Annotated in this window: 18 protein-coding genes; 11 read left to right on the plus strand and 7 right to left on the minus strand. The window is 67.3% G+C overall.

From position 1 onward, the window contains the following. Positions 1-51 precede the first annotated feature (51 nt). Positions 52-876, plus strand: a complete 825-nt coding sequence (locus ACMG4O_RS02800) for a prolipoprotein diacylglyceryl transferase family protein (protein ID WP_414434403.1) — start codon at positions 52-54, stop codon at positions 874-876. 3 nt (positions 877-879) lie between these two features. Then, the gene (gene dsbG / locus ACMG4O_RS02805; RefSeq protein WP_414434404.1) at positions 880-1,491 is read left to right on the plus strand and encodes a thiol:disulfide interchange protein DsbG; all 612 of its coding nucleotides are present in this window, start codon (positions 880-882) and stop codon (positions 1,489-1,491) included. Here the strand turns inward: dsbG and ACMG4O_RS02810 are convergent. The 3 genes from ACMG4O_RS02810 to pyrR are packed head-to-tail and all read right to left on the minus strand — an operon-like array spanning position 1,481 to position 4,264. Continuing rightward, entirely contained in the window at positions 1,481-2,761 is a 1,281-nt protein-coding gene (locus tag ACMG4O_RS02810) for a dihydroorotase (RefSeq protein WP_370211295.1), read from the minus strand. The genes dsbG and ACMG4O_RS02810 overlap by 11 nt on opposite strands. Next, positions 2,751-3,758: an aspartate carbamoyltransferase catalytic subunit gene (locus ACMG4O_RS02815; RefSeq protein WP_194856763.1), complete on the minus strand. Its 1,008-nt coding sequence runs from the start codon at positions 3,756-3,758 to the stop codon at positions 2,751-2,753. The genes ACMG4O_RS02810 and ACMG4O_RS02815 overlap by 11 nt, the downstream gene beginning before the upstream one ends. Then, on the minus strand, positions 3,755-4,264 hold the full coding sequence (gene pyrR / locus ACMG4O_RS02820; RefSeq protein WP_185956868.1) for a bifunctional pyr operon transcriptional regulator/uracil phosphoribosyltransferase PyrR: 510 nt from the start codon (positions 4,262-4,264) through the stop codon (positions 3,755-3,757). Before pyrR ends, ACMG4O_RS02815 begins: the two co-directional genes overlap by 4 nt. Positions 4,265-4,396: 132 nt before the next feature. Here pyrR and ACMG4O_RS02825 point away from each other — a divergent pair, with 132 nt between their 5' ends. Together ACMG4O_RS02825 and ACMG4O_RS02830 are read left to right on the plus strand one after the other, a co-directional pair. Further along, positions 4,397-4,942, plus strand: a complete 546-nt coding sequence (locus ACMG4O_RS02825; RefSeq protein WP_370185149.1) for a cytochrome b — start codon at positions 4,397-4,399, stop codon at positions 4,940-4,942. Between the two features lie 31 nt (positions 4,943-4,973). Further along, complete coding sequence (locus ACMG4O_RS02830; protein ID WP_142947909.1) at positions 4,974-5,558, plus strand: YceI family protein; 585 nt, start codon at positions 4,974-4,976, stop codon at positions 5,556-5,558. Between the two features lie 16 nt (positions 5,559-5,574). Here the strand turns inward: ACMG4O_RS02830 and ruvX are convergent, their stop codons facing one another. The 4 genes from ruvX to gshB form a co-directional block, all read right to left on the minus strand. Continuing rightward, the gene (ruvX, locus tag ACMG4O_RS02835; protein ID WP_370202132.1) at positions 5,575-5,982 is read right to left on the minus strand and encodes a Holliday junction resolvase RuvX; all 408 of its coding nucleotides are present in this window, start codon (positions 5,980-5,982) and stop codon (positions 5,575-5,577) included. A 13-nt stretch (positions 5,983-5,995) separates the two neighbouring features. Continuing rightward, positions 5,996-6,559 carry a YqgE/AlgH family protein gene (locus tag ACMG4O_RS02840; RefSeq protein WP_142947911.1) on the minus strand — a complete coding sequence of 188 codons (564 nt, stop codon included), beginning with the start codon at positions 6,557-6,559 and terminating at the stop codon, positions 5,996-5,998. A 69-nt stretch (positions 6,560-6,628) separates the two neighbouring features. Beyond that, positions 6,629-7,498: an energy transducer TonB gene (locus ACMG4O_RS02845; RefSeq protein WP_370202131.1), complete on the minus strand. Its 870-nt coding sequence runs from the start codon at positions 7,496-7,498 to the stop codon at positions 6,629-6,631. Positions 7,499-7,505: 7 nt separating this feature from the next. Next, positions 7,506-8,450 carry a glutathione synthase gene (gene gshB / locus ACMG4O_RS02850; RefSeq protein ID WP_414434405.1) on the minus strand — a complete coding sequence of 315 codons (945 nt, stop codon included), beginning with the start codon at positions 8,448-8,450 and terminating at the stop codon, positions 7,506-7,508. 307 nt (positions 8,451-8,757) lie between these two features. On the opposite strand from gshB, the gene pilG reads away from it, so the two are divergent. The 7 genes from pilG to ACMG4O_RS02885 are packed head-to-tail and all read left to right on the plus strand — an operon-like array spanning position 8,758 to position 20,699. Next, positions 8,758-9,135, plus strand: coding sequence for a twitching motility response regulator PilG (pilG, locus tag ACMG4O_RS02855; RefSeq protein WP_067606169.1), 378 nt, complete (start codon positions 8,758-8,760; stop codon positions 9,133-9,135). A 57-nt stretch (positions 9,136-9,192) separates the two neighbouring features. Continuing rightward, the gene (gene pilH / locus ACMG4O_RS02860) at positions 9,193-9,561 is read left to right on the plus strand and encodes a twitching motility response regulator PilH (RefSeq protein WP_067605340.1); all 369 of its coding nucleotides are present in this window, start codon (positions 9,193-9,195) and stop codon (positions 9,559-9,561) included. Positions 9,562-9,574: 13 nt separating this feature from the next. Then, positions 9,575-10,123 (plus strand): chemotaxis protein CheW, encoded by a 549-nt coding sequence (locus tag ACMG4O_RS02865; RefSeq protein ID WP_067605338.1) that lies wholly within the window; start codon positions 9,575-9,577, stop codon positions 10,121-10,123. Positions 10,124-10,174: 51 nt separating this feature from the next. Beyond that, positions 10,175-12,199 carry a methyl-accepting chemotaxis protein gene (locus ACMG4O_RS02870; protein ID WP_370185141.1) on the plus strand — a complete coding sequence of 675 codons (2,025 nt, stop codon included), beginning with the start codon at positions 10,175-10,177 and terminating at the stop codon, positions 12,197-12,199. Between the two features lie 31 nt (positions 12,200-12,230). Continuing rightward, positions 12,231-13,106: a CheR family methyltransferase gene (locus ACMG4O_RS02875; protein WP_142947915.1), complete on the plus strand. Its 876-nt coding sequence runs from the start codon at positions 12,231-12,233 to the stop codon at positions 13,104-13,106. 28 nt (positions 13,107-13,134) lie between these two features. Continuing rightward, positions 13,135-19,662, plus strand: a complete 6,528-nt coding sequence (locus tag ACMG4O_RS02880) for an Hpt domain-containing protein (RefSeq protein WP_414434406.1) — start codon at positions 13,135-13,137, stop codon at positions 19,660-19,662. Continuing rightward, positions 19,662-20,699 (plus strand): chemotaxis protein CheB, encoded by a 1,038-nt coding sequence (locus tag ACMG4O_RS02885; RefSeq protein ID WP_194856856.1) that lies wholly within the window; start codon positions 19,662-19,664, stop codon positions 20,697-20,699. Before ACMG4O_RS02880 ends, ACMG4O_RS02885 begins: the two co-directional genes overlap by 1 nt. Positions 20,700-20,708 lie beyond the last annotated feature (9 nt).

The raw sequence follows: 20,708 nt of genomic DNA on the forward strand, positions 1-20,708 counted from the left end.
AATCATGGTCGGGAATGCTGGGCCCGGCAACCAGGACACCCAAGAGGCCCCATGAACGCTTTGCAACTCGGACCCTTCGCGCTACCGCTCGCCCTGCTGCCCTGGCTGGTGGGCCTGATCGCCGCCTGGCTGGTGGCCTGGTACCGCCGCCGCCGTGGCCACGGGGACGCCGAGCCGCTGCTATGGCGCATCGGGCTGCTGGCGCTGATCGGCGCGCGGGTGGCGTTCGTGGCGCGCTACCACGACCGCTTCGCCGGGCCGCTGGAAATGATCGACCTGCGCGACGGCGGTCTCTGGTGGCCCGGCGCCGTGGCCGGCGCCAGCCTGGCCCTGGCCTGGGCGCTGCGCGGCCGGGCCGGCCGGGAACAGGACGCGCCGCTGTCCGAGAGCTGGCGCGCCCTGCTCACCGGCGCGGTGGCGGCGGTGCTCACCGCCAGCGTGACCCTGGCCGTGAGCAGCACCGACCAGCCGGCGCCGGAGATGACCCTGCACCGGCTGGACGGCACCCCCGTGGCGCTTTCCGCGTTGTCCGAGGACCGCCTCACCCTGGTCAATCTGTGGGCCAGCTGGTGCCCGCCCTGCCGGCGCGAGATGCCGGTGCTGGAACAGGGCCAGAGCGACTATCCGGAGGTGCGTTTCGTGTACGCCAACCAGGGTGAGTCGGCGGAGATTATCCGCGGCTATTTGCTGGAAGAGGGTTTGCGCCTGGACAACGTGGTGTCGGACCCGCACAGCGACCTGGCCCGGGCCCTGGGCGGCAGCGGCCTGCCCACCACGGTGCTGATCGGCCGCGACGGCACCCTGGTCAACAGCCATGTGGGGCCGCTTTCCCGGGCCAGCCTTCATCATTTTATTAACCCGCACCGTCAGGAGTAGCCCATGCACACTCGACCGACCGTCCGACAGACCCTGGCGCTGGTGGCGCCGCTGCTGATCGCGCTGACGGCGGCGTTGTTCAGCCCGCCGGCCAGCGCCCAGATCAGCGAGGAGCAGGCCCGGCAGGTACGGTCGCTGCTGGCGGACAGCCACTGGGTGGCGGAAGGGCCGGAAAATCCGGAGCGGGTCGCCTACATGTTCACCGACATGGAATGCCCGTACTGCGCGCGCCAGTGGGAGGCGATGCGGCCCTTTATCGACGACCCGGACAACGTCACCCAGGTGCGCCATATCATTGTCGGCATTCTCAAACCGCAGAGCCACGCCAAGGGCGCCGCGGTGCTCGCCGCCGACGACCCGCTGGCGGCCCTGGAGAAAGGGCAAAAAGAGTTCGACGCCGGCGGCCTGGCACCGTTGCGGGATATCCCGGAGGACATCAGCCGGGCGCTGGGGGAGAACCGAATGCTGATGCAGCGGCTGGGCATTCGCGGCACGCCGGCGACGATCTTCACCGATACCCGGGGGCAACTGCAGTTCGCCCCGGGTTTGATGGGCGAGTCGCTGCTGGCGACCCATCTGTTTCAGATGGAAGCGGACGCCGGCGTCAGTCGCTGAGCCAGCTGACCTTGCCCTGGCAGACGGTGAGCTTGACCACCCCGGGCAGGGTGGCGTTGCGCCAGGGCGAGTTACGGCCCGCCGACAGCCAGTGGCTGGCCAGGCCGCGGCTTTCATCGGCGGCCAGCACGCACAGGCTGGCCGGGCGGCCGGCTTCCAGCTGCCCCGCCTGAATACCCAGGCAGCGGGCCGGCGCGGCGGTGACCGCGTCCAGCGCCCGGTGCAGCGGCAAAGCGCCCTCCGCCACCAGCTTGAGAATCAGCGGCAGCAGGCTGTCCAGGCCGGAGATGCCCGGTTTGGAGGCCGGGAACGGCGCCGCCTTGCTCGACGACCCCACCGGCTGGTGCTGGGAGCAGATGGCGTCGATGGTGCCGTCCGCCACCGCCGCCAGCAGCGCTTCCCGGTCGGCGGCGCCGCGCAGTGGCGGAATCACATGGCAGTGGCTGTTGAAGCCTTCGATGGCGGACTCGTCCAACAGCAGATGGTGAATACTCACATCGGCGGTGACCGGCAGGCCCCGTGCCTTGGCTTCGCGCAGCAGCCACAGGGACTGGCGGCTGGAGATCTGCTGGAAGTGGGCGCGCACGCCGGTGGCTTCCACCAGCAGCAGGTCGCGGGCCAGGTCCACCGACTCCGCCACGGCGGGGATGCCGGGCAGACCCAGGCGGGTGGCCACCGGCCCGTCGTGGGCGCAGCCACCGCCGGCCAGGGCCGCGTCCTGAGGACGGAACATCACCGGCAGATCAAAGGTGGCGGCGTACTCCAGGCCGCGCTTGAGCACCAGGGCGTCGACCACACGGGCGCCGGCCTGGCCCACGGCGATGCAGCCGGCCCGGGCCAGCGTCGCCATCTCCGCCAGCTGATTGCCTTCCAGCCCCTGGGTGAGCGCGGCCACCGGCAGCACCCGGGCGAAGCCGGCCTGGCCGGCCTGCTCGCGGATCAGCCGCACCACCGCGGTGGAGTCCACCGGACCGCAGTCCGGCTGCGCCGCCATGTGGGTGATGCCGCCGCCGGCGGCGGCGCGGGTTTCCGAGGCGATGTCGCCGGCGCGGCCGCTGCCGGGCAGGGACAGGTGCACGCAGGCGTCCACCAGACCGGGGATCACCCAGTGGCCCTCGGCGTCGATAAGCTCGGCGCCGGGGGCGTCCAGGCTGGCGCCGATGCGCACCAGCCGGCCGTCTTCCACCAGCAGGTCGGCCACTTCGTCACGGCCGGAGAGCGGGTCGATCACCCGGCCCTTGCGGATCAGCAGATGGGCTCTAGCGGCCATGGTCGCCTCCGTGGTCCGGGTTGCTTTCCTGGCCGCTGATGGTCATCGACATCACCGCCATACGCACCGCGATGCCGAACGTCACCTGGTTGAGAATCACCGAGCGCGGGCCGTCGGCCACTTCCGAGGCGATCTCCACGCCCCGGTTGATCGGCCCCGGGTGCATGACGATGGCGTCCGGGCGGGCGTGGCGCAGCTTCTCGTTGTTGAGGCCGTAGAGGCGGAAGAATTCGCCCTCGCTGGGCAGCAGCGCGGAATCCATGCGCTCCTTCTGCAGGCGCAACATGATCACCACGTCCACGTCCTTGAGGCCCTGGGCCATGTCGGTGAACACGGTGACGCCGAGCTGCTCCACGTCGGTGGGCAGCAGGGTGCGCGGGCCGATCAGCCGCACTTCCTCGGCGCCGAGGATATTGAGCGCGTGGATCTGCGAGCGCGCCACCCGCGAATGCAGGATGTCGCCGACAATCGCCACCCGCAGGCCGGCGAAGCCGCCCTTGTAGTGGCGGATGGTGTACATATCCAGCATCGCCTGGGTGGGGTGGGCGTGGCGGCCGTCACCGGCGTTGATCACCGCCACTCTCGGCGTCACCTCATTGGCGATGAAGAAGGGCGCGCCGGAATCCTGATGGCGCACCACGAACATGTCGGCGGCCATTGCCTCCAGGTTGCGCAGGGTGTCGAGCAGGGTTTCGCCCTTGCTGGTAGCCGACTTGGCGATGTCCAGGTTGAGCACGTCGGCGCTGAGCCGCTTGGCGGCCAGCTCGAAGGTGCTGCGGGTGCGGGTGCTGGATTCGAAGAACAGGTTGACCACCGTCTTGCCGCGCAGCAGCGGCACTTTCTTGATCGCGCGTCCGCCCACGTCGACGAAGCTGGCGGCGGTATCAAGAATGTCTTCAAGCAGGGAACGGGGCAGGTGTTCAACGGAAAGAAAGTGTCGCAGCTTTCCGTCTTCGGTGAGCTGCACGCGGGAGGAGGGCGGCGGCGCAAGCGTCATTCTTCGGGCCTTATGTCTCTGATCTCCGCAGTCAAAGGCGCGGGCCCGGCCAATTCTACCCGTTGATGGGGCGGCAATGCCAAAGTTTCCCCGCAAATATCGGCGCGGATCGGCAATTGCCGGTGGCCGATATCGAACAGCACCGCCAGACGGATGGACGCCGGGCGGCCGAAATCGAACAGTTCATTCATGGCAGCGCGGATGGTGCGGCCGGTCATCAGCACGTCATCGACCAGGACCAGATTGGCGCCGTCCACGTCGAACGGCAGGTCGGAAGGCTTCACCGAACGCTTCAGGCCGCGGGTGTCGAAGTCGTCCCGGTAGAAGCTCACGTCCAGACGCCCCAGCGGCAGGGGCGTGGGCAGCCGCTGGTTGAGGGCTTCCGCCACCCAGGCGCCGCCGGACTGAATGCCCACCAGTGACGGCGGGGGCTCGCCGCTGTCCAGGGCCAGCGCCTCGGCCATGCCGTCCAGCAGGCTGTCTATTTGTGCTTGGTTCCAGCGCAACGCGGTTCTCCCCAGCGGTTCAGAGCGACAGAATATCAGGCGCCCCGGAGTGGGCAACACTACAGTTTTTTCGATCTAACAGCACTAATCGACACGCTGGCCCGTTCACGTTCACTGGGCCACTCTTCGGTTATGAAACTACGCAATGACAAGGCTCGCTACGGCTGGGTCGCGATCGGCCTGCACTGGCTGGTGGCGCTGGCGGTGTTCGCGCTGTTCGGGCTGGGGCTGTATATGGTGGAGCTCAGCTATTACGACCCCTGGTACCAGAGCGCGCCGGACCTGCACCGCGGTGTCGGCCTGACGCTGCTGGCGGTGGTGCTGATCCGCCTGGCCTGGCGCGCCCTGTCACCGCCGCCGGCGCCGCTCGCCGGCCACCACCGCTGGGAGCGAATCGGCGCGCGGCTGGCGCACTGGGGGCTGCTGGGGTTGCTGTTGGTGGCGATGGTCAGCGGCTATCTGATCAGCACCGCCGACGGCAGCGGCATCGACGTGTTCGGGCTGTTCCAGGTGCCGTCGCTGACCGGGCGTCAAAACGGCCTGGAAGACAGCGCCGGCCTGGTGCACTACTGGAGCACCTGGGCGCTGGTGGTGCTGGCCGGGCTGCACGGCCTAGCGGCGCTGAAACATCACTTTATCGACCGGGATGCGACACTCAAACGGATGTTGCGCCCGTAACCCTGCGACCAAGACCGGAAAGGAGAACACCATGCTGAAACACCGAATTCTGATCCCGCTGCTGGCGGTGCTGCTGAGCACCCCGGCCTTCGCCGACAAGCCCGGCGGCACCTACCAGTTCGATACCGAGGGGCAGCACCAGTTCATCCTGTTCAAGATCTCCCACCTGGGCTACAGCTGGCTGTACGGCAACTTCAACGAATTCACCGGCAGCTTCACGGTGGACGAGGAGAACCCGGAGAACAGCAAGGTGCGCGCGGAGATCCAGACCGCCAGCATCGACAGCAACCACGCCGAGCGCGACAAGCACCTGCGCAGTGACGACTTTCTGGATGTGAGCGAATACCCCACCGCCACCTTCGAGAGCACCCGCATCGAACAAACCGGCGAACGCACCGCCAAGATCACCGGCGACTTCACCCTGCACGGCGTCACCAAGCCGGTGACCCTGGACGCGAAGATGATCGGCTACGGTGACGATCCCTGGGGCGGTTACCGCATGGGTCTGGAAGCCAGCACCACGCTGAAGCTGGCGGACTTCGGCATCACCAAGGACCTGGGCCCGGCTTCCGAAACCGTGGAGATTATTATTTCCGTGGAAGGCGTGCGCCAATAACCGAGTGGACCACTCGCTAAGGCGCCACCGGCGTGGCGCCGCCCAGGTAGCCCTCGGCGATCACCGCCGCCGCCATGGAATCCACTTTGGGATCGGCGCGGCGGGTGCCGGTGCGCTCCCGGGCTTCCCGGGTGGAGAGCCGTTCGTCGATCATCCATACCCGAATGCCGAAGCGGCCGTGCAGCCGGCGGGCGAATTTGCGCGCCCGCTGGCTGGATTCGCTTTCACTGCCGTCCATGTTCAGCGGCAGCCCCACCACCAGCGTCTCCGGGCGCCATTCCTCCATCAGGGCCGTCACCCGATCCCAGTCCGGCTGGCCGTCACGGCAGGCCAGGGCGGGCAACGGCGTGGCGGTGCCGGTGATGGCGTTGCCGCTGGCGACGCCGATCTTATGGGTACCGTGGTCGAACGCGATCAGGGTCAATCGGGCCTCGCCATCAGCCGTGGCCGACCTGGGTGGCGATCAGGCTCATATCCACGCCCAGGCGGGCGGCGGCGGCGTGCCAGCGCTGATCGAAGGGGGTGTCGAGCACCAGTTCGGGGGTGCTGGCCACGCTCAGCCAGACGTTGTCCGCCAGCTCCTGTTCCAGCTGGCCGTCGTCCCAGCCGGCGTAGCCCAGGCACACCAGCGTGGCCTCCGGGCCCTCGCCGATGGCGATCGCTTCCATGATGTCCCGGGAGGTGGTCAGGCACAGGCCGTCCGCCAGCGTCACGGTGCTGTCCCAGTGGCGCGCGGTGGCCCGGTGCAGCACGAAGCCGGCGTCCTGCTGGATCGGGCCGCCGGCCACCACCTGGTGCTGCTCGGAGGGCGGCACCTCCACTTCGATGTCCATGTCCACCAGGATATCGAGCAGGCTGAGCGACACCGGGCGGTTGAGCGTCAGGCCCATGGCGCCGTCGTCGCCGTGCTCCACCACATAGGTGACGGTGTGCTCGAAGTTGGGATCGTCCATCTGTGGCATGGCGATCAAAAGCTGATGTTTGAGGCTGGCGTTGTCCATGGCCCCAGTATCCGGGGGCGGCCCGGCGAGGGCAAGGGACAGCCGGCCAGGAAGTGGTTTCAGCGGCGCTTACTTGGAGGAAACCCGCCGGTTGGCGTCGAATTTCCAGGTGCGGATGATTTCCAGCACGTCCATGCGCTCGCGCATGTCCTGCGTGAAGGGTTCGAACGGGGCCGCCAGACGCACGCTCTGCACCGCCGCCTGGTCGAGGAAATCATGGCCGGAGGATTGCAGCACCTCGACCTCCTCGATGCCGCCGTCGCGGCGCAGCGCCACCATCAGCCGCACGCCGCCGAAGGTGTTGCTGTCCAGCGCCCGGCGCGGGAAATGGCGGGTGCCGGTGGCTTCCACCTTGCGGCGGAACGCCTCGATGTAGGCGGCCTCGTAGTGGGCCTTGGCGGACACCGAGGTGAGCCGGCGCACCCGGGGGCGTTTGGCGTAGGCCTGCTTCTGCTTGTCCAGGCGCGCCTGCAGGCTGGCGATCTCACGGCTGAGCTCGTCCACGTTGTCCCGGTCCGCCTTGCGGCGCGGGTCGTCCTGGTTGCGGTCCTGCTGTTCGCTGGCGATGTCGCGCTCGCTGCGCGCCCGGGTGACGATAATCTTCTGGCGGGTGACCGGCGTCGGCTGGCGCGCGGTGGGCTCCTGGAGCTGCACCTGGCGGCTGTCCGGGTCGCTGAAGGGGGCTTCCTCGGTGGTGGTCAGCTCGCTTTTGTCCTCTTCGGTGCCGGAGCCCACCTGGTTCGCCTGGGCGATGAAATCCGCCTCCTCGGGGGCGTCGTCGGCGCGGTGCATGGCCAGGGTCACATCCAGGCTGTTGGGCGCCGCGCGCGGCTCTTCCGGCGCGAAGCCGACGCCGAACAGCAGCACGCCGTGCACCGCCAGGGCGAGAAACAATGTGAAGCCAAGCCGGTCGCCGGCGGTTACCTGAGGTGCTGCCATGGTGTCGTTATTTTAGTTCCAGCAGGGCGTCGAACAACTGTCCGGCGATGTTGATGCCGAAGATCTGGTCCAGCTCGCGCACGCAGGTGGGGCTGGTGACGTTGATCTCGGTGAGATAATCACCGATCACGTCCAGGCCCACGAAGTATAGGCCCTTGCGCTTGAGGGTGGGGCCCACCTGTTCACAAATCCAGCGGTCGCGGTCGGTGAGCTCGCGCCCTTCGCCGGTGCCGCCGGCGGCCAGGTTGCCGCGGAATTCGCCCTCCTTGGGAATGCGCGCCAGGGCGTAGGGCACCGGCTCACCGTTGATCATCAGGATGCGCTTGTCGCCCTGCTTGATCTCGGGCACGAAGCGCTGGGCCATGATCGGCGTTTTGCCGTCCTCGGTGAGCACGTCGATGATCACGCTCAGGTTGGAGCTGCCCGGCTCGATGCGGAACACATTGGTGCCGCCCATGGCGTCGAGCGGTTTCATCACGGTGTCACCCTGCTCCTTTACAAACTCCCGCAGCAGGGCGGCGCGGCCGGACACCAGGGTGGGCACGCAGCACTGGGGGAAGTCCGTGGCGAACAGCTTTTCGTTGCTGTCGCGGACACTGGCCGGGCGGTTGGCCACCAGCACGCCTTCGCGCTCGACTTTCTCGAGCAGGTAGGTGGCGTACAGGTAGGCGGCGTCGAAGGGCGGATCCTGACGCATCAGGATCATGTCCATGCCGGTCAGGTCCCGGGGGGCCGGGTCGCCCAGGGTGAACCAGTCCTGGTTGTCGTCGCGCACCGTCAGGTCGGAGGTCACGGCGAACACCCGGCCGTCGCGGACGTAGAGGTCGGCGGGCTCCATGTAGTGCAGGGTCCAGCCGCGTCGCTGCGCTTCCAGCAGCATCGCCAGGGTGGTGTCTTTCCAGGGCTTGATCTGGGCGATGGGATCCATCACCACGCCGATGTTGAGGCTCATGGTTGCTCCAGGACGACCGGGGAAGGGGGTTGCCCGGCAATGTTAGCAGTGCGTCGCCCGCCCCGCTACGGGACGCTTTTCTCAGGTCTCACAGGGCCTTATAGATTGAATGTAGAATCTGTGTTAAAACCTCGGCTTGGGCTGTTTCACCCATAAGGTCCTCGGAAGAACCCCTTAGAAAAGGGGCGGTGGCATGTAGTGGGGGGAACACGAAGGATCGCGGGCCCTGCCTATCGCATGACAACAAAGGCTCATAATTAAAAGACGTTGCGGCCTGTAACGGTTCACGGTTTAAAGGCAGTTCTCCATGACTGACAATTTCCAAGACCTCAAGGTGATGGTGATCGACGACTCCAAGACCATTCGTCGCACCGCCGAGACCTTGTTGAAAAAAGCGGGTTGTGAAGTGATCACCGCCACCGACGGCTTCGATGCCCTGGCCAAGATCGCCGACAGCAAACCCAGTATTATCTTCGTGGACATCATGATGCCGCGACTGGATGGCTACCAGACCTGCGCGCTGATCAAGAACAACAGCGCATTCAAGGCGACCCCCGTCATTATGCTCTCTTCCAAGGACGGTCTGTTTGACAAGGCCAAGGGTCGAATCGTGGGCTCTGACGAGTACCTGACCAAGCCGTTCTCCAAAGACGAGCTGTTGGGGGCGATTCGCCAGCACGTCTAGCGCTCGCCGCGGGGCGATCCCGCGGGCGGTCGCGGTGCTCAACCTGAAGAGGAAAAGATGGCACGCATTCTTATTGTCGATGACTCTCCCACCGAGTGTTACAAACTGCGGGAGATTCTGGAAAAGCACGGCCACCACGTACTGGAGGCCGCCAATGGCGCCGACGGCGTGGCCATGGCACGCTCGGAGCTGCCGGACCTGGTGCTGATGGACGTGGTGATGCCGGGGCTGAACGGCTTCCAGGCCACCCGACAGCTCACCAAAGGCGCCGATACCGCCCACATTCCGATCATTATCGTGACCACCAAGGATCAGGAAACCGACCGGGTCTGGGGCAAACGCCAGGGCGCCAAGGATTATCTGACCAAACCGGTGCATGAAGACGTACTGTTGAAAACCGTGGATCGGCAACTGGCCGACCAATGAACACAGAGGTGTCATGAGCGCAGCCGCATCCGCCGCCTTCATCAAGCTGGCGGACTATTTCGTCCGCTGCCGTCGGCAGGCCGCCAGCCTGCCGATGCAGGAAGACGCGGTCCAATACTGGAGCGGCGTCGGCTTTACGCTGGACGAGCGCTTTTACGTGGCGCCCATGGATGAAGTCTCGGAAATTCTCTCGGTGCCGGCCTATACCCGGGTGCCGGGGGTGCTGAACTGGATGAAGGGCGTCGCCAATGTGCGCGGGCGCCTGATGACGGTGATGGATCTCAGCCGCTTTCTCGGCAAGACCTCGGAATTGCAGGAGAAGCGGCGCCGTCTGCTGGTGCTGGATCAGGACGATCTGTACACCGGCGTGATCGTGGACGAAGTGCTGGGGATGCAGCACTTCCCCATCGAGGCGTATCAGGAGCAATCGCCGCTCGCGGAACAGGATGTGGGTCCGTATCTGCGTGGCGGTTATCAGAGGGACGGGGAATTCTGGTCCGTGTTCAGCCTTTCCCGGCTGGCACAGGACCCGCGCTTCATGCAGGCGGCCCGAACGGGCTGAGCGGCGTGCCGCGCAGGGGAGATAAGAACAGAGCCAGGCCAGGAGCCAGTTATGAAGTTCAAACCGGGAAACGTGTTCAGCAAGGTGCGGGGGGGCGCGGGCAGCAACCCGTTGAATATTGCGCTTTATATCGGGCTGGCCATTTTTGTTGCCCTAGCGCTGGCCAACTTCCTGTTGTCGGCCACCACCGCGAACCGGGCGCAGGAAAACATCACCGAAGCCTCGGAATTGCGCGTGGTCTCGCAGCAGATCGCCAAAAACGCCCTGGAGGCGGCGTCCGGTAACGCCGACGCCTTCGAGCTGCTGGAGGCCGCGCGCGGCGACTTCCAGTCGGCCTGGGACGGCCTCAAGCAGGAGCCGGTGGCCAACGAGCAGGTCAAACAGCGGCTGCAGGCCCTGTGGGATCAGGTGCGCCAGGACACCGGCACGATTCTCAACGGGCAGGACACGGTGCTCGACCTGCACGAGGTGGCCGACACCCTGGCCCAGGCCATCCCGCAGCTGCAGTCCGAGTATCAGGCGGTGGTCGACATCCTGGTGGACACCGGCGCGCCGCCGGAGCAGGTGGCCTTCGCCCAGCGCCAGATCTGGCTCACCGAACGTATTCTGCGCTCCATCTCCCGGGTGCTGGAAGGCGACGACAACGCGGTGATCGCGGCGGACAACTTCGGCCGCGACGCCACCGAATTCGGCCGCGTGCTCAACGGCATGCTGGCCGGCGACGAAGCCATGGGCGTGCAGCAGATCGTCAACCCGCAGGCGCTCAACTATCTGGACCGCACCTCACGGCTGTTCGACGAGTTCGTTAACCAGTCCGTGGACGAGATTCTCGAGACCGCCCCGGAACTGTTCCAGGTGGCCAGCGCGGCGGACTCCATCTTCCGTAACTCCCAGGACCTGCTGCAGGAATCCACCAACCTCAACGCCCAGTTCGAGCAGACCACCACCGGCCTGTTCCCGTCGCTGTGGCTGGGGGCGGTGAGCGCCGCCATCGCCGTGTTGCTGTTCTTCCTGATCATGCTGCAGCGTAACCGTGAGGCGGCCCGCCGCCGGAACGAACTGGAAAGCGAGAACCAGCGTAACCAGGCGGCGATTCTGCGCCTGCTGGACGAGCTGGGCGACCTGGCGGACGGTGACCTGACCGTGGAAGCGACGGTGACCGAGGACTTCACCGGCGCCATCGCCGACTCCATCAACTACTCCATCGACCAGCTGCGCAGCCTGGTACAGACCATCAACAACTCCGCCGTGCAGGTGGCCTCGGCCGCCCAGGAAACCCAGTCCACGGCGATGCATCTGGCGGAAGCCTCCGAGCACCAGGCCCAGGAAATCGCCGGCGCCTCGGCGGCGGTGAACGAAATGGCGGTGTCCATTGACCAGGTATCCGCCAACGCCGCCGAATCCGCCGCGGTGGCGGAAAAAGCGGTGGCGATCGCCAACAAGGGCGCCGAGGTGGTGCAGGCCACCATCCACGGCATGGACACCATCCGCGAGCAGATTCAGGAAACCTCCAAGCGGATCAAGCGCCTGGGTGAATCCTCCCAGGAGATCGGCGACATCGTGAGCCTGATTAACGACATCGCCGACCAGACCAACATTCTGGCACTGAACGCGGCGATCCAGGCCTCCATGGCCGGGGAAGCGGGCCGCGGCTTCGCGGTGGTGGCGGACGAAGTACAACGCCTGGCGGAACGCTCCGCCGCCGCCACCAAGCAAATCGAAACCCTGGTGAAAACCATTCAGACCGACACCAACGAGGCGGTGATCTCCATGGAAGCCACCACCGCCGAGGTGGTGAAGGGGGCGCGCCTGGCCCAGGACGCCGGTGTGGCCCTGGAAGAGATCGAGAACGTATCCAAGAACCTGGCGGATCTGATCCAGAACATTTCCAACGCGGCGCGCCAGCAGGCGGCCTCGGCGGGTCACATCTCCAACACCATGAACGTGATCCAGGAAATTACTTCGCAGACTTCCGCCGGTACCACCGCCACCGCCCGCTCCATTGGCGACCTGGCGGAAATGGCGCAGGAAATGCGGAATTCAGTCGCCGGCTTCCGCCTGCCGGAGCATTCCTGAACCGGCGTAAGCCGGTTCCGGAGACGGAACCATGGGTTTTGCAGTGACAGATCGCTGGTCGATCAAGAGCGCCCCCGCCATGGATGCCGAGCAGTTCCAGCTCTGGCAGGCCCTGCTGGAGGAGCGCACCGGGATGACGCTGGCGCCGGAGCGCAAGCAATTCCTGGAAAGCAGCCTCAATATCCGCATGCGCGAGCTGGGGCTGGACGACTACGACACCTACTACCAGCAGCTGGTCACCGGGGCCACCGAGTCCCGCGCCATGGAGTGGTCCACCCTGGTGGACCGGCTGACGGTGCAGGAAACCAGCTTCTTCCGTCACCCCGGCTCTTTCGCGCTGGTGGAAGACTACCTCGGCCAGTTCGCCGCCGAGCGGGGCACCGGCGCCACCCTCAACGCCTGGAGCGTGGGCTGCTCCACCGGCGAGGAAGCCTACTCCCTGGCGATGTTGATCAGCGAGCGGTTCCGTGCCCACGGCAAAGCGCTGTTCTACGGCATCACGGGCACCGACATCAGCCTGCCGACGCTGGCCAAGGCGCGCCGCGGGCTGTTTCCCCGGCGCCGTGTGGAGCAGATCGACCCGGCGCTGCGCGAACGCTATTTCAAGGACGCGGACACGCACACCATGCAGGTGGCGGACGGTCTGCGCGAGCGGGTCTGCTTCGCCCATCTGAACGTGCTGAATCTGGATCAGGCACCGATGGACGACATGGACCTGATTTTTTGCCAGAACATGCTGATTTACTTCCGCCGCTGGCGGAAGCGACAGATCGTTAACCAGTTGGCCGGGCGCCTGGCGCCCGGCGGATTGCTGGTGCTGGGCCCCGGCGAAATCACCGATTGGCACGACCCGCGCCTGGAAAGGGTGCACTTCGCCGACACTCTGGCGTTCCGGCGCCGGCAATGAGAGGCCTGAGTTCCATGGGGGAAAGGGCATGAGCGACCGTCACGACTATCTGGCGCTGGACTGGGTCCGGGGGGAAATTCAGGAGACACTGAATCAAGCCCAGCAGGCCCTGGAAGCGTTCGTGGACAATCCCAACGATTCCACGCGCATGCGCTTTTGCCAGACCCACCTGCACCAGGTGTGCGGTACCCTGCAGATGGTGGAATTCTACGGCGCCGCCCTGCTCGCCGAGGAAATGGAAAAGCTGGCCCGGGCACTGGTGGACCAGCGCGTCGGCAACGTGGCCGACAGCCAGGAAACCCTGATGCGGGCGATCCTGCAGTTGCCACCCTACCTGGACCGGGTAGCCAGCAGCCGGCGCGACCTGCCGCTGGTGCTGCTGCCGCTGCTCAACGACCTGCGCGCCGCCCGCGGCGAGGCCCTGCTGTCCGAGACCGCGCTGTTCAAACCCGACTTGCAGCACGCCCAGGGCGACGGCCGCCTCTCCGACGCGGTGCTCAACGACCCGCGCTTCGCGCAACTGGCCCGCAAGATACGGCAGATGTTCCAGCTCGCCCTGGTGGGGGTGATGCGCAACGAGGACATGGACCGCAACCTGGCCTATATGCGCAAGGTGTTCGCCAAGCTTGAGCAGGTCACCGGGGAGGCCGCCCGCGGGCCGCTGTGGCGGATCGCCGACGCCCTGGTGGAGGGCCTGCAGGAGGACGCCATCGCGCTGGGCACCTCGGTGAAACAGATGCTCGGCCAGATCGACCGCACCCTGCGCGAGCTGGCCGCCGACGGCGTCGACAGCCTGGAACGCCCGGCGCCCACGGAACTACTCAAGAACCTGCTGTATTACGTCGCCAAGGCCGACCACGACAGCCCGCGCATCCGCGAAGTGCGCGCCGGCTTCCGGCTCGACGACGCGCTGCCGTCGGAAGACCTGGTCAACGCCGAACGCGAGCGCCTCACCGGCCCGGACTCCATGGCCATGAGCTCGGTGGTCACGGCGCTGTCCGAGGAGCTCACCAAGATCAAGGACGCCCTGGAGCAGTTCGTCCACCAGGGCGATTCCGACCCGGCCACGCTGGCGCCGGAGGCGATCCGCCTGAAACAGGTGTCCGACACCGTGGCCATGCTCGGCCTCGGCCAGCCGCGCACCCTGGTGGAAGAGCAGCTCAAGGTGATGGAGGCGATCGTCGACGGCCGCCGGCCCGCGCACCGCGACACCCTGATGGACGTGGCCGGCGCGCTGCTCTACGTGGAAGCCACCCTGGCCGGCATCGGCGGCGACAGCCGCCGGCCGGCCCCGGCCACCGGCGCCGACCTGCCCCGCCATGTGGGCCAGGCCCTGGACGCGGTGCTGCGCGAATGCCGCGCCGGCCTGGAAGAGGCCAAGGACGGCATCATCGAATTCATCGCCTCGCACTGGGACCACCAGCACCTGAAAACGGTGCCCGACCGTCTCAACGCGGTGCGCGGCGGGCTGGAGGTGGTTCAGCTCGACCGCCCGGCGGACATTCTTCGCCAGTGCGTGCGCTTTATCCAAGAGCAGCTGATGGCGGAGCAGTCCAAGCCGGACTGGCGCAGCATGGACACCCTGGCCGACGCCATCACCTCGGTGGAGTACTACCTGGAGCGTCTCAGCGACGACCCGGAAACCCGCGATGACATCCTCGGCCTGGCGCGGGCCAGCGTCAGCGACCTGGGCTACCCGTTGCCGGAGCCCGTCGACGAGGCGGAAACCGAAGAGCCGGATGACGTCGAAGACGCGCTGTCCGATTCGCTGAATGAACCGCTAGGTGAACCGCTGAATGAGCCGCTGGATGAACCACCGGTGCTGCTCTCCGAAGAGGCCCCCCAGGACGAAGACGCGCTGCAAACGTCGCCCGACGAAGCGGTGGCGCCGGAGCCCGCCGACCAGGGCGGCATCGAGGAGCACGACGAAGAGCTGATCGACGACGAAATCATCGAGATCTTCGTCGAGGAAGCCGAAGAAGTGCTCGAGGCCCTGGATCAGTATTTCCCGCGCTGGGCGGCCAACACCGGCGACGAAACCGCGCTGGTGGAATTCCGCCGCGCCTTCCACACCCTCAAAGGCTCCGGCCGCATGGTGGGCGCCACCACCGTGGGGGAGCTGGCCTGGTCGATCGAGAACATGATGAACCGGGTGATCGACGGCGCCATCGAGCCCGACGCCACCCTGATTGAATTGGTGCGCACCGTGCACGGCCTGATCCCGGACCTGGTGGACGCCTTCGCCCACCGCCGGCCGATGCCCTACGACGTGACGCCGCTTCAGGAAGCCGCGTTCGCGCTCGCCGACGGCCAGCACCTGGACGCGGTACCGAGCATTGACCGCCCGGACGCGCCCCGGGAGTCGGAAACCGGCACCGGGCCGGAGCCCGAACAAGCCCCCGACGCGACGCCGCCCCTGGACGACGACCCGCTGGCGGACCTGGATGCCCTGGATTTCCAGATCCCCGAGGAGACCGAAGCCGCCGGCGACGCGGTCGACCCGGTGCTGCTGGATATCTTCCGCAGCGAGGCGGCGCGCAACCTCGGACTGGTGCGCGAGTGGCTGGACCAGATCGACCCGGACTTCGCCGAGCACCCCCTGGACGACCAGGTGCACCGCGCCCTGCACACCCTGAAGGGCAGCGCCCGCATGGCCGAGATCAACGCCATGGCGGAGCTGGCGGAACCGGCGGAGAAGCTGGTCAAGGAGCTGGTCAACGGCGGGCGCCGCGCCGACGCCGAGACCGTGGAAATGATCGACCAGACCCACCGGCTGCTGGACGCCGGCCTGGCACAGTTGCACGACGGCGCCCTGACGGAATTGCCCGGCGACGCCGCCACCCTGATCGAACGCCTGGTGCAGGCCCGCGAAGCGCTCAACGAGCACCGCGACGGCGCCGACCCGCATATTCTTTCGGTGTTCCTGTCCGAAGGCATGGACCTGATCATCGACACCGACAACCTGCTGGAACAGTGGGCCGAAGAGCCGGGCCACACCGAGGAGCTGGCGCGCCTGCGCGACGAACTGGAGCTGCTCGCCAACAGCGCCCGCACCGCCAACCTGGATGAAATCCACGGCCTGGCCAAGGCGCTGGCCAGCGTCTATTCCGGCGTCAACCAGGGCCGCCTGCCGTTCAGCGAAGCCTTGCTGGAACTGGCGCGCGAGGGCCACGAGGCCCTGATGAACATGATGGACTGTCTGGCCGCCGGGCAGACCGTGCGCCCGGAACTGGGCCTGGTGGACAGCCTGCGCGACCTGGCCGAAACCCCCGGCCCGGACGGCCCCGGCGGCGGCGTGCCGGCCCCCGCGGACCGCGCCGCCGGCGACGACGCGCCCCTGGACCCGGAGCTGGTGCTGCTGTTCCTGGAAGAAGCGGAAGACCTGCTGCTCTCGTCCAGCGAACACCTGACCGCCTGGGAGCACGGCGAAGCCGACAGCCTGGCGGCCCTGCAACGGGACCTGCACACCCTCAAGGGCGGCGCCCGCATGGCCGGCGTCACCGCCGTCGGCGATCTCGCCCACGAGCTGGAAAACCTTTACGAAATGGCCGGCGCCCCCAACCAGCCGGCGCCCGCGCCCTCGCTGTTCGACGTGCTGCACCGGGGCCACGACCGGCTGGCGGACATGATCGACACGCTGCGCAGCGGCGGTAAGCCTGAGCCCGCCCCGGCGGTGATCGAGGCGCTGCGCCAGGCGATGTTGCGCCAGGCCCCGGACCCGGCCGCCGCCCCCGACGCCCCGGCGCCCGCCGACGGCACCCAGGGGGACCCGGAACTGGTGGCGATCTTCCTGGAGGAAGCCCACGACATTCTCGAGTCCGCCGGCCGCAGCCTGGACACCTGGATCACCGACACCGGCAACAGCCTGGAAATCCAGTCCCTGCAGCGCGATCTGCATACCCTCAAAGGCGGCGCCCGCATGGCCGAGGTGCAGCCCCTCGGCGACCTGGGCCATGAACTGGAAACCCTCTACGAAGCCCTGGCCCTGGACCGCCTGCCGGTGCAGCCGGTGCTGTTCGACCTGCTGCACCGTTGCCACGACCGGCTGGCGGAAATGGTCGACCAGCTCGGCGCCGGGCAACCGCTGACCGGCGGCGACGACCTGATCACCGCGCTGCACGATTACCTGCGCGACCCGGGCGCCTTCACGCTGCCCGCCGCGTCCGCCGAACCGGCGCCGGCGCCAGCGCCGTCCCAACCGGTCGAGGCCGACGCCGACGCCGCGCCCGACACGGTGCTGCCTGACGAAGTGGACCTGGAGATTCTCGACGTCTTCCTGGAAGAGGCCGAGGAGCTCTGCGAAATCATCGACGGTTGCCTGGTGTCCTGGCGCGATCACCCGGAAAGCCGGGATTTCAGCGACGACCTGAAACGGGCCCTGCACACCCTGAAGGGCGGGGCGCGGCTGTCCGGTCTTAATGAGCTGGGGGAGATGAGCCACCGGTTCGAAACCCTGATGCACAACCTGGAAAGCCAGCGGCGCGACCCCGACGAAAGCGATTTCCAGGCGATGACGGTGGAGTTCGACGCCCTCAACGAGCGCCTGGTGGAGCTGCGCCGCGCGGCCGCCGCCCAGCCGCTGCCGGCACAGCCGCCGGCGACCCGCGAGACCCGCCCGGAAACCAGCGCGCAACCCGGCGTTAAACGCGAGGAACGGCGCCCCCAGGCGCAACCTCAGGAAATGGTGCGGGTGGGCGCCGATGTGCTGGAAGCGCTGGTCAACCTGGCCGGCGAGACCTCCATCAACCGGGGCCGGGTGGAACAGAGCATCAGCGAGTTCGGTTTCAACATCGGCGAGATGGGCGCCACCGTGGTGCGCCTCTACGAGCAGCTGCGCCGGCTCGACGCCGAGACCGAAGCGCAGATCATGTCCACCTACCAGAAGGGCGTGGACAGCGGCGAAATCGACGGCCGTTTCGACCCGCTGGAAATGGACCAGTATTCGGAACTGCACCAGATCACCAAACAGCTTTCGGAATCCGCCTCGGATCTGCTGGATCTGAAGAACACCCTGCTGGATCGCACCCGCGACACGGAAACCCTGCTGCTGCAGCAACAGCGCATTAACACCGACCTGCAGGAAAAGCTCATGCGCACCCGCATGGTGCCGTTCTCCCGCCTGGTGCCGCGCCTGCGGCGCATCGTGCGGCAGGTGTCCGGCGAAGTGGGCAAGCGTGTCGCCTTCGACGTGATCAACCCGGAAGGCGAGCTGGACCGCACCCTGATGGAGCGCGTGGTGGCGCCGCTGGAGCACATGCTGCGCAACGCCGTGGACCACGGCATCGAGGACCCGGAGCAGCGCCGTGGCGCCGGCAAGGAAGAGAGCGGCCACGTCAGCCTGGAGCTGTCCCGCGAGGGCGGCGAGGTGGTGATCACCCTGGCCGACGACGGCAAAGGCATCGACACCGACGCGGTACGCCGCAAAGCCATCGAACGGGGTCTGATGGCGGAGAACACCCCGCTGCCCGACCACGAAGTGCAGCAGTTCATCTTCCACGCCGGCTTCTCCACCGCCAGCCAGGTGACGCAGCTGTCCGGCCGGGGCGTGGGCATGGACGTGGTGGCCAGCGAGATCAAACAGCTGGGCGGCTCGGTGACCATCGACTCGCGGCCCGGGCAGGGCACCCGCTTCGTGGTGCGTCTGCCGTTCACCCTGGCCATGAACCGGGCGCTGATGGTGCGCGTCGGCGAGGACGCCTACGCCATCCCGCTGAACCAGATCGAAGGCATCGTGCGGGTCAGCCCCTACGAGCTGAGCGACTATTTCCAGGCCCGCCAGGAAGGCGGCCTGCCGGCCTACCGCTACGCCGGCCAGGAATACGACCTGCACTATCTGGGCCGCTTCGTGCACGACGTGGCCCAGCCGCACCTGGACAACCACAGCCAGCCGATGCCGGTGCTGCTGATCCGCAGCGCCGATCACACCGTGGCGCTGGTGGTGGACAACCTGATCGGTTCGCGGGAAGTGGTGGTCAAGTCCGTGGGGCCGCAGCTGGCCAGCGTGGCCGGCATCAGCGGCGCCACCATCCTCGGCGACGGCGCGGTGGTGATCATTCTCGATATCCACTCGCTGATCCGCGCCGCCCAGGCCCAGCAGGCGGCCCTGCCGCAGGCTCAGGAAGCGCTGCCCGCCGAGCCGGAAACGCCGGATTACGAGCACGAGCGCCGCGTGGCACCGCTGGTGATGGTGGTGGACGACTCGGTGACGGTGCGCAAGGTGACCGGCCGCCTGCTGGAACGCAGCGGCTTCGAGGTGATCACCGCCAAGGACGGTATCGACGCCATCGCCACCCTGGAAGAGCACACCCCCGCCGCCATGCTGCTGGACATCGAGATGCCGCGCATGGACGGCTTCGAAGTGGCCACCCACGTGCGCCACGACGAACGCCTCAAGGACGTGCCGATCATCATGATCACCTCGCGCACCGGCGAGAAACACCGGGAGCGGGCCTTCGACATCGGTGTGAACTGCTATCTGGGCAAGCCGTTCCAGGAGAGCGAGCTGCTGGTCACCCTGCGTGAGCTGCTCGGCGAGACCCGGGAGACCAGCCACTGATGGCCGCCCCGGGCCGGGTCGGCGTGATCGCCGACGATACCCTGCAGGGGCATCTGCTGGCGGGCGCCATCAAGGGCCAGGGCTACCGGGTGGTGGTCAACACCGACCCGGAACATCTGGAAGACCGCTGGCTGGCGGCCGACGCCCTGGACCTGTGGGTGGTGGACCTGTCCCGGGAGGACCGCTGGCAGCGCTTTCTCGACGGCCTGCTGGAAAACGCCGCCGCGCCCCTGCTGTTCTGCGACGGCCAGGCCCCGGCCCGCACCGCCGACCATTACCCGCGCTGGGAGCGGCGCCTGATGACCAAGCTGGTGGGCTATATCGGCGCACCGGGGCTGGAGGAAAACCTGGCCGCGGTGCCGCAAACCCCGCTGGCGGCGCCGATTCCCGAACCGCGCGAATTCCGCGCCCTGGCCGGCGACACCACGGCGCAAAGGGTGTGGGTGCTGGGCGCCAGCCTGGGCGGCCCGGCGGCGGTGAAACAGTTTCTCGACTGTCTGCCGGAACACCTGCCGGTGGCGTTCGTGCTCGCCCAGCACATCGACGGCGGCTTCCTGGACACCCTGTGTCAGGTGCTGCGCCGGGACAGCCCGTTCCACTGCCAGGTGGCCGGGGACGGTGACCGGCTCGGCCACGGCCGGGTGCTGGTGGCGCCGGTCACGCAAAGCCTGGTGTTCGACACCGACGGCGTGGCGCGGCTCACCGGCGAGCCCTGGGAAGGCCCCTACGCGCCCTGCATCGACCAGGTGATGAGCAGCCTGGCGCAGGGCTTCGGCCACTGCGACGGCGCCATTCTGTTCTCCGGCATGGGCAACGACGGCGCCATCGCCGCGCCCCGGCTGGCCGCCCAGGGCGCCGCCATCTGGGCGCAGTCAGCGGACAGCTGCGCGGTCAGCAGCCAGCCGGATTCGGTACGCGAAACCGGCTGCGTCGGGTACAGTGGCACACCGGAACAATTGGCGCGGCAACTGGTCGACCGAGTGCGCCGGGAAGTGGCCGAGACGGCCCGTGTTTCCGGTGAACCAAGAATAAGTTGAGGAAGTCGC

It is taken from the genome of Alloalcanivorax venustensis, from assembly GCF_047495515.1.
In the GTDB taxonomy this organism is placed as follows: domain Bacteria; phylum Pseudomonadota; class Gammaproteobacteria; order Pseudomonadales; family Alcanivoracaceae; genus Alloalcanivorax; species Alloalcanivorax venustensis.

What these genes read in the sequence shown, in the direction of transcription:
- gshB (WP_414434405.1), bottom strand. Translation starts at nt 8,450, where the DNA reads ATGAGCCTCAACATCGGCGTGGTGATGGATCCCATCGCCCAGATCAAG.
- ACMG4O_RS02865 (WP_067605338.1), top strand. Translation starts at nt 9,575, where the DNA reads ATGAGCGCAGCCGCATCCGCCGCCTTCATCAAGCTGGCGGACTATTTC.
- ACMG4O_RS02800 (WP_414434403.1), top strand. Translation starts at nt 52, where the DNA reads ATGAACGCTTTGCAACTCGGACCCTTCGCGCTACCGCTCGCCCTGCTG.
- ACMG4O_RS02825 (WP_370185149.1), top strand. Translation starts at nt 4,397, where the DNA reads ATGAAACTACGCAATGACAAGGCTCGCTACGGCTGGGTCGCGATCGGC.
- dsbG (WP_414434404.1), top strand. Translation starts at nt 880, where the DNA reads ATGCACACTCGACCGACCGTCCGACAGACCCTGGCGCTGGTGGCGCCG.
- ACMG4O_RS02870 (WP_370185141.1), top strand. Translation starts at nt 10,175, where the DNA reads ATGAAGTTCAAACCGGGAAACGTGTTCAGCAAGGTGCGGGGGGGCGCG.
- ACMG4O_RS02845 (WP_370202131.1), bottom strand. Translation starts at nt 7,498, where the DNA reads ATGGCAGCACCTCAGGTAACCGCCGGCGACCGGCTTGGCTTCACATTG.
- ACMG4O_RS02815 (WP_194856763.1), bottom strand. Translation starts at nt 3,758, where the DNA reads ATGACGCTTGCGCCGCCGCCCTCCTCCCGCGTGCAGCTCACCGAAGAC.
- pilG (WP_067606169.1), top strand. Translation starts at nt 8,758, where the DNA reads ATGACTGACAATTTCCAAGACCTCAAGGTGATGGTGATCGACGACTCC.
- ACMG4O_RS02810 (WP_370211295.1), bottom strand. Translation starts at nt 2,761, where the DNA reads ATGGCCGCTAGAGCCCATCTGCTGATCCGCAAGGGCCGGGTGATCGAC.
- ACMG4O_RS02830 (WP_142947909.1), top strand. Translation starts at nt 4,974, where the DNA reads ATGCTGAAACACCGAATTCTGATCCCGCTGCTGGCGGTGCTGCTGAGC.
- ACMG4O_RS02840 (WP_142947911.1), bottom strand. Translation starts at nt 6,559, where the DNA reads ATGGACAACGCCAGCCTCAAACATCAGCTTTTGATCGCCATGCCACAG.
- pilH (WP_067605340.1), top strand. Translation starts at nt 9,193, where the DNA reads ATGGCACGCATTCTTATTGTCGATGACTCTCCCACCGAGTGTTACAAA.
- ACMG4O_RS02885 (WP_194856856.1), top strand. Translation starts at nt 19,662, where the DNA reads ATGGCCGCCCCGGGCCGGGTCGGCGTGATCGCCGACGATACCCTGCAG.
- ACMG4O_RS02880 (WP_414434406.1), top strand. Translation starts at nt 13,135, where the DNA reads ATGAGCGACCGTCACGACTATCTGGCGCTGGACTGGGTCCGGGGGGAA.
- ACMG4O_RS02875 (WP_142947915.1), top strand. Translation starts at nt 12,231, where the DNA reads ATGGGTTTTGCAGTGACAGATCGCTGGTCGATCAAGAGCGCCCCCGCC.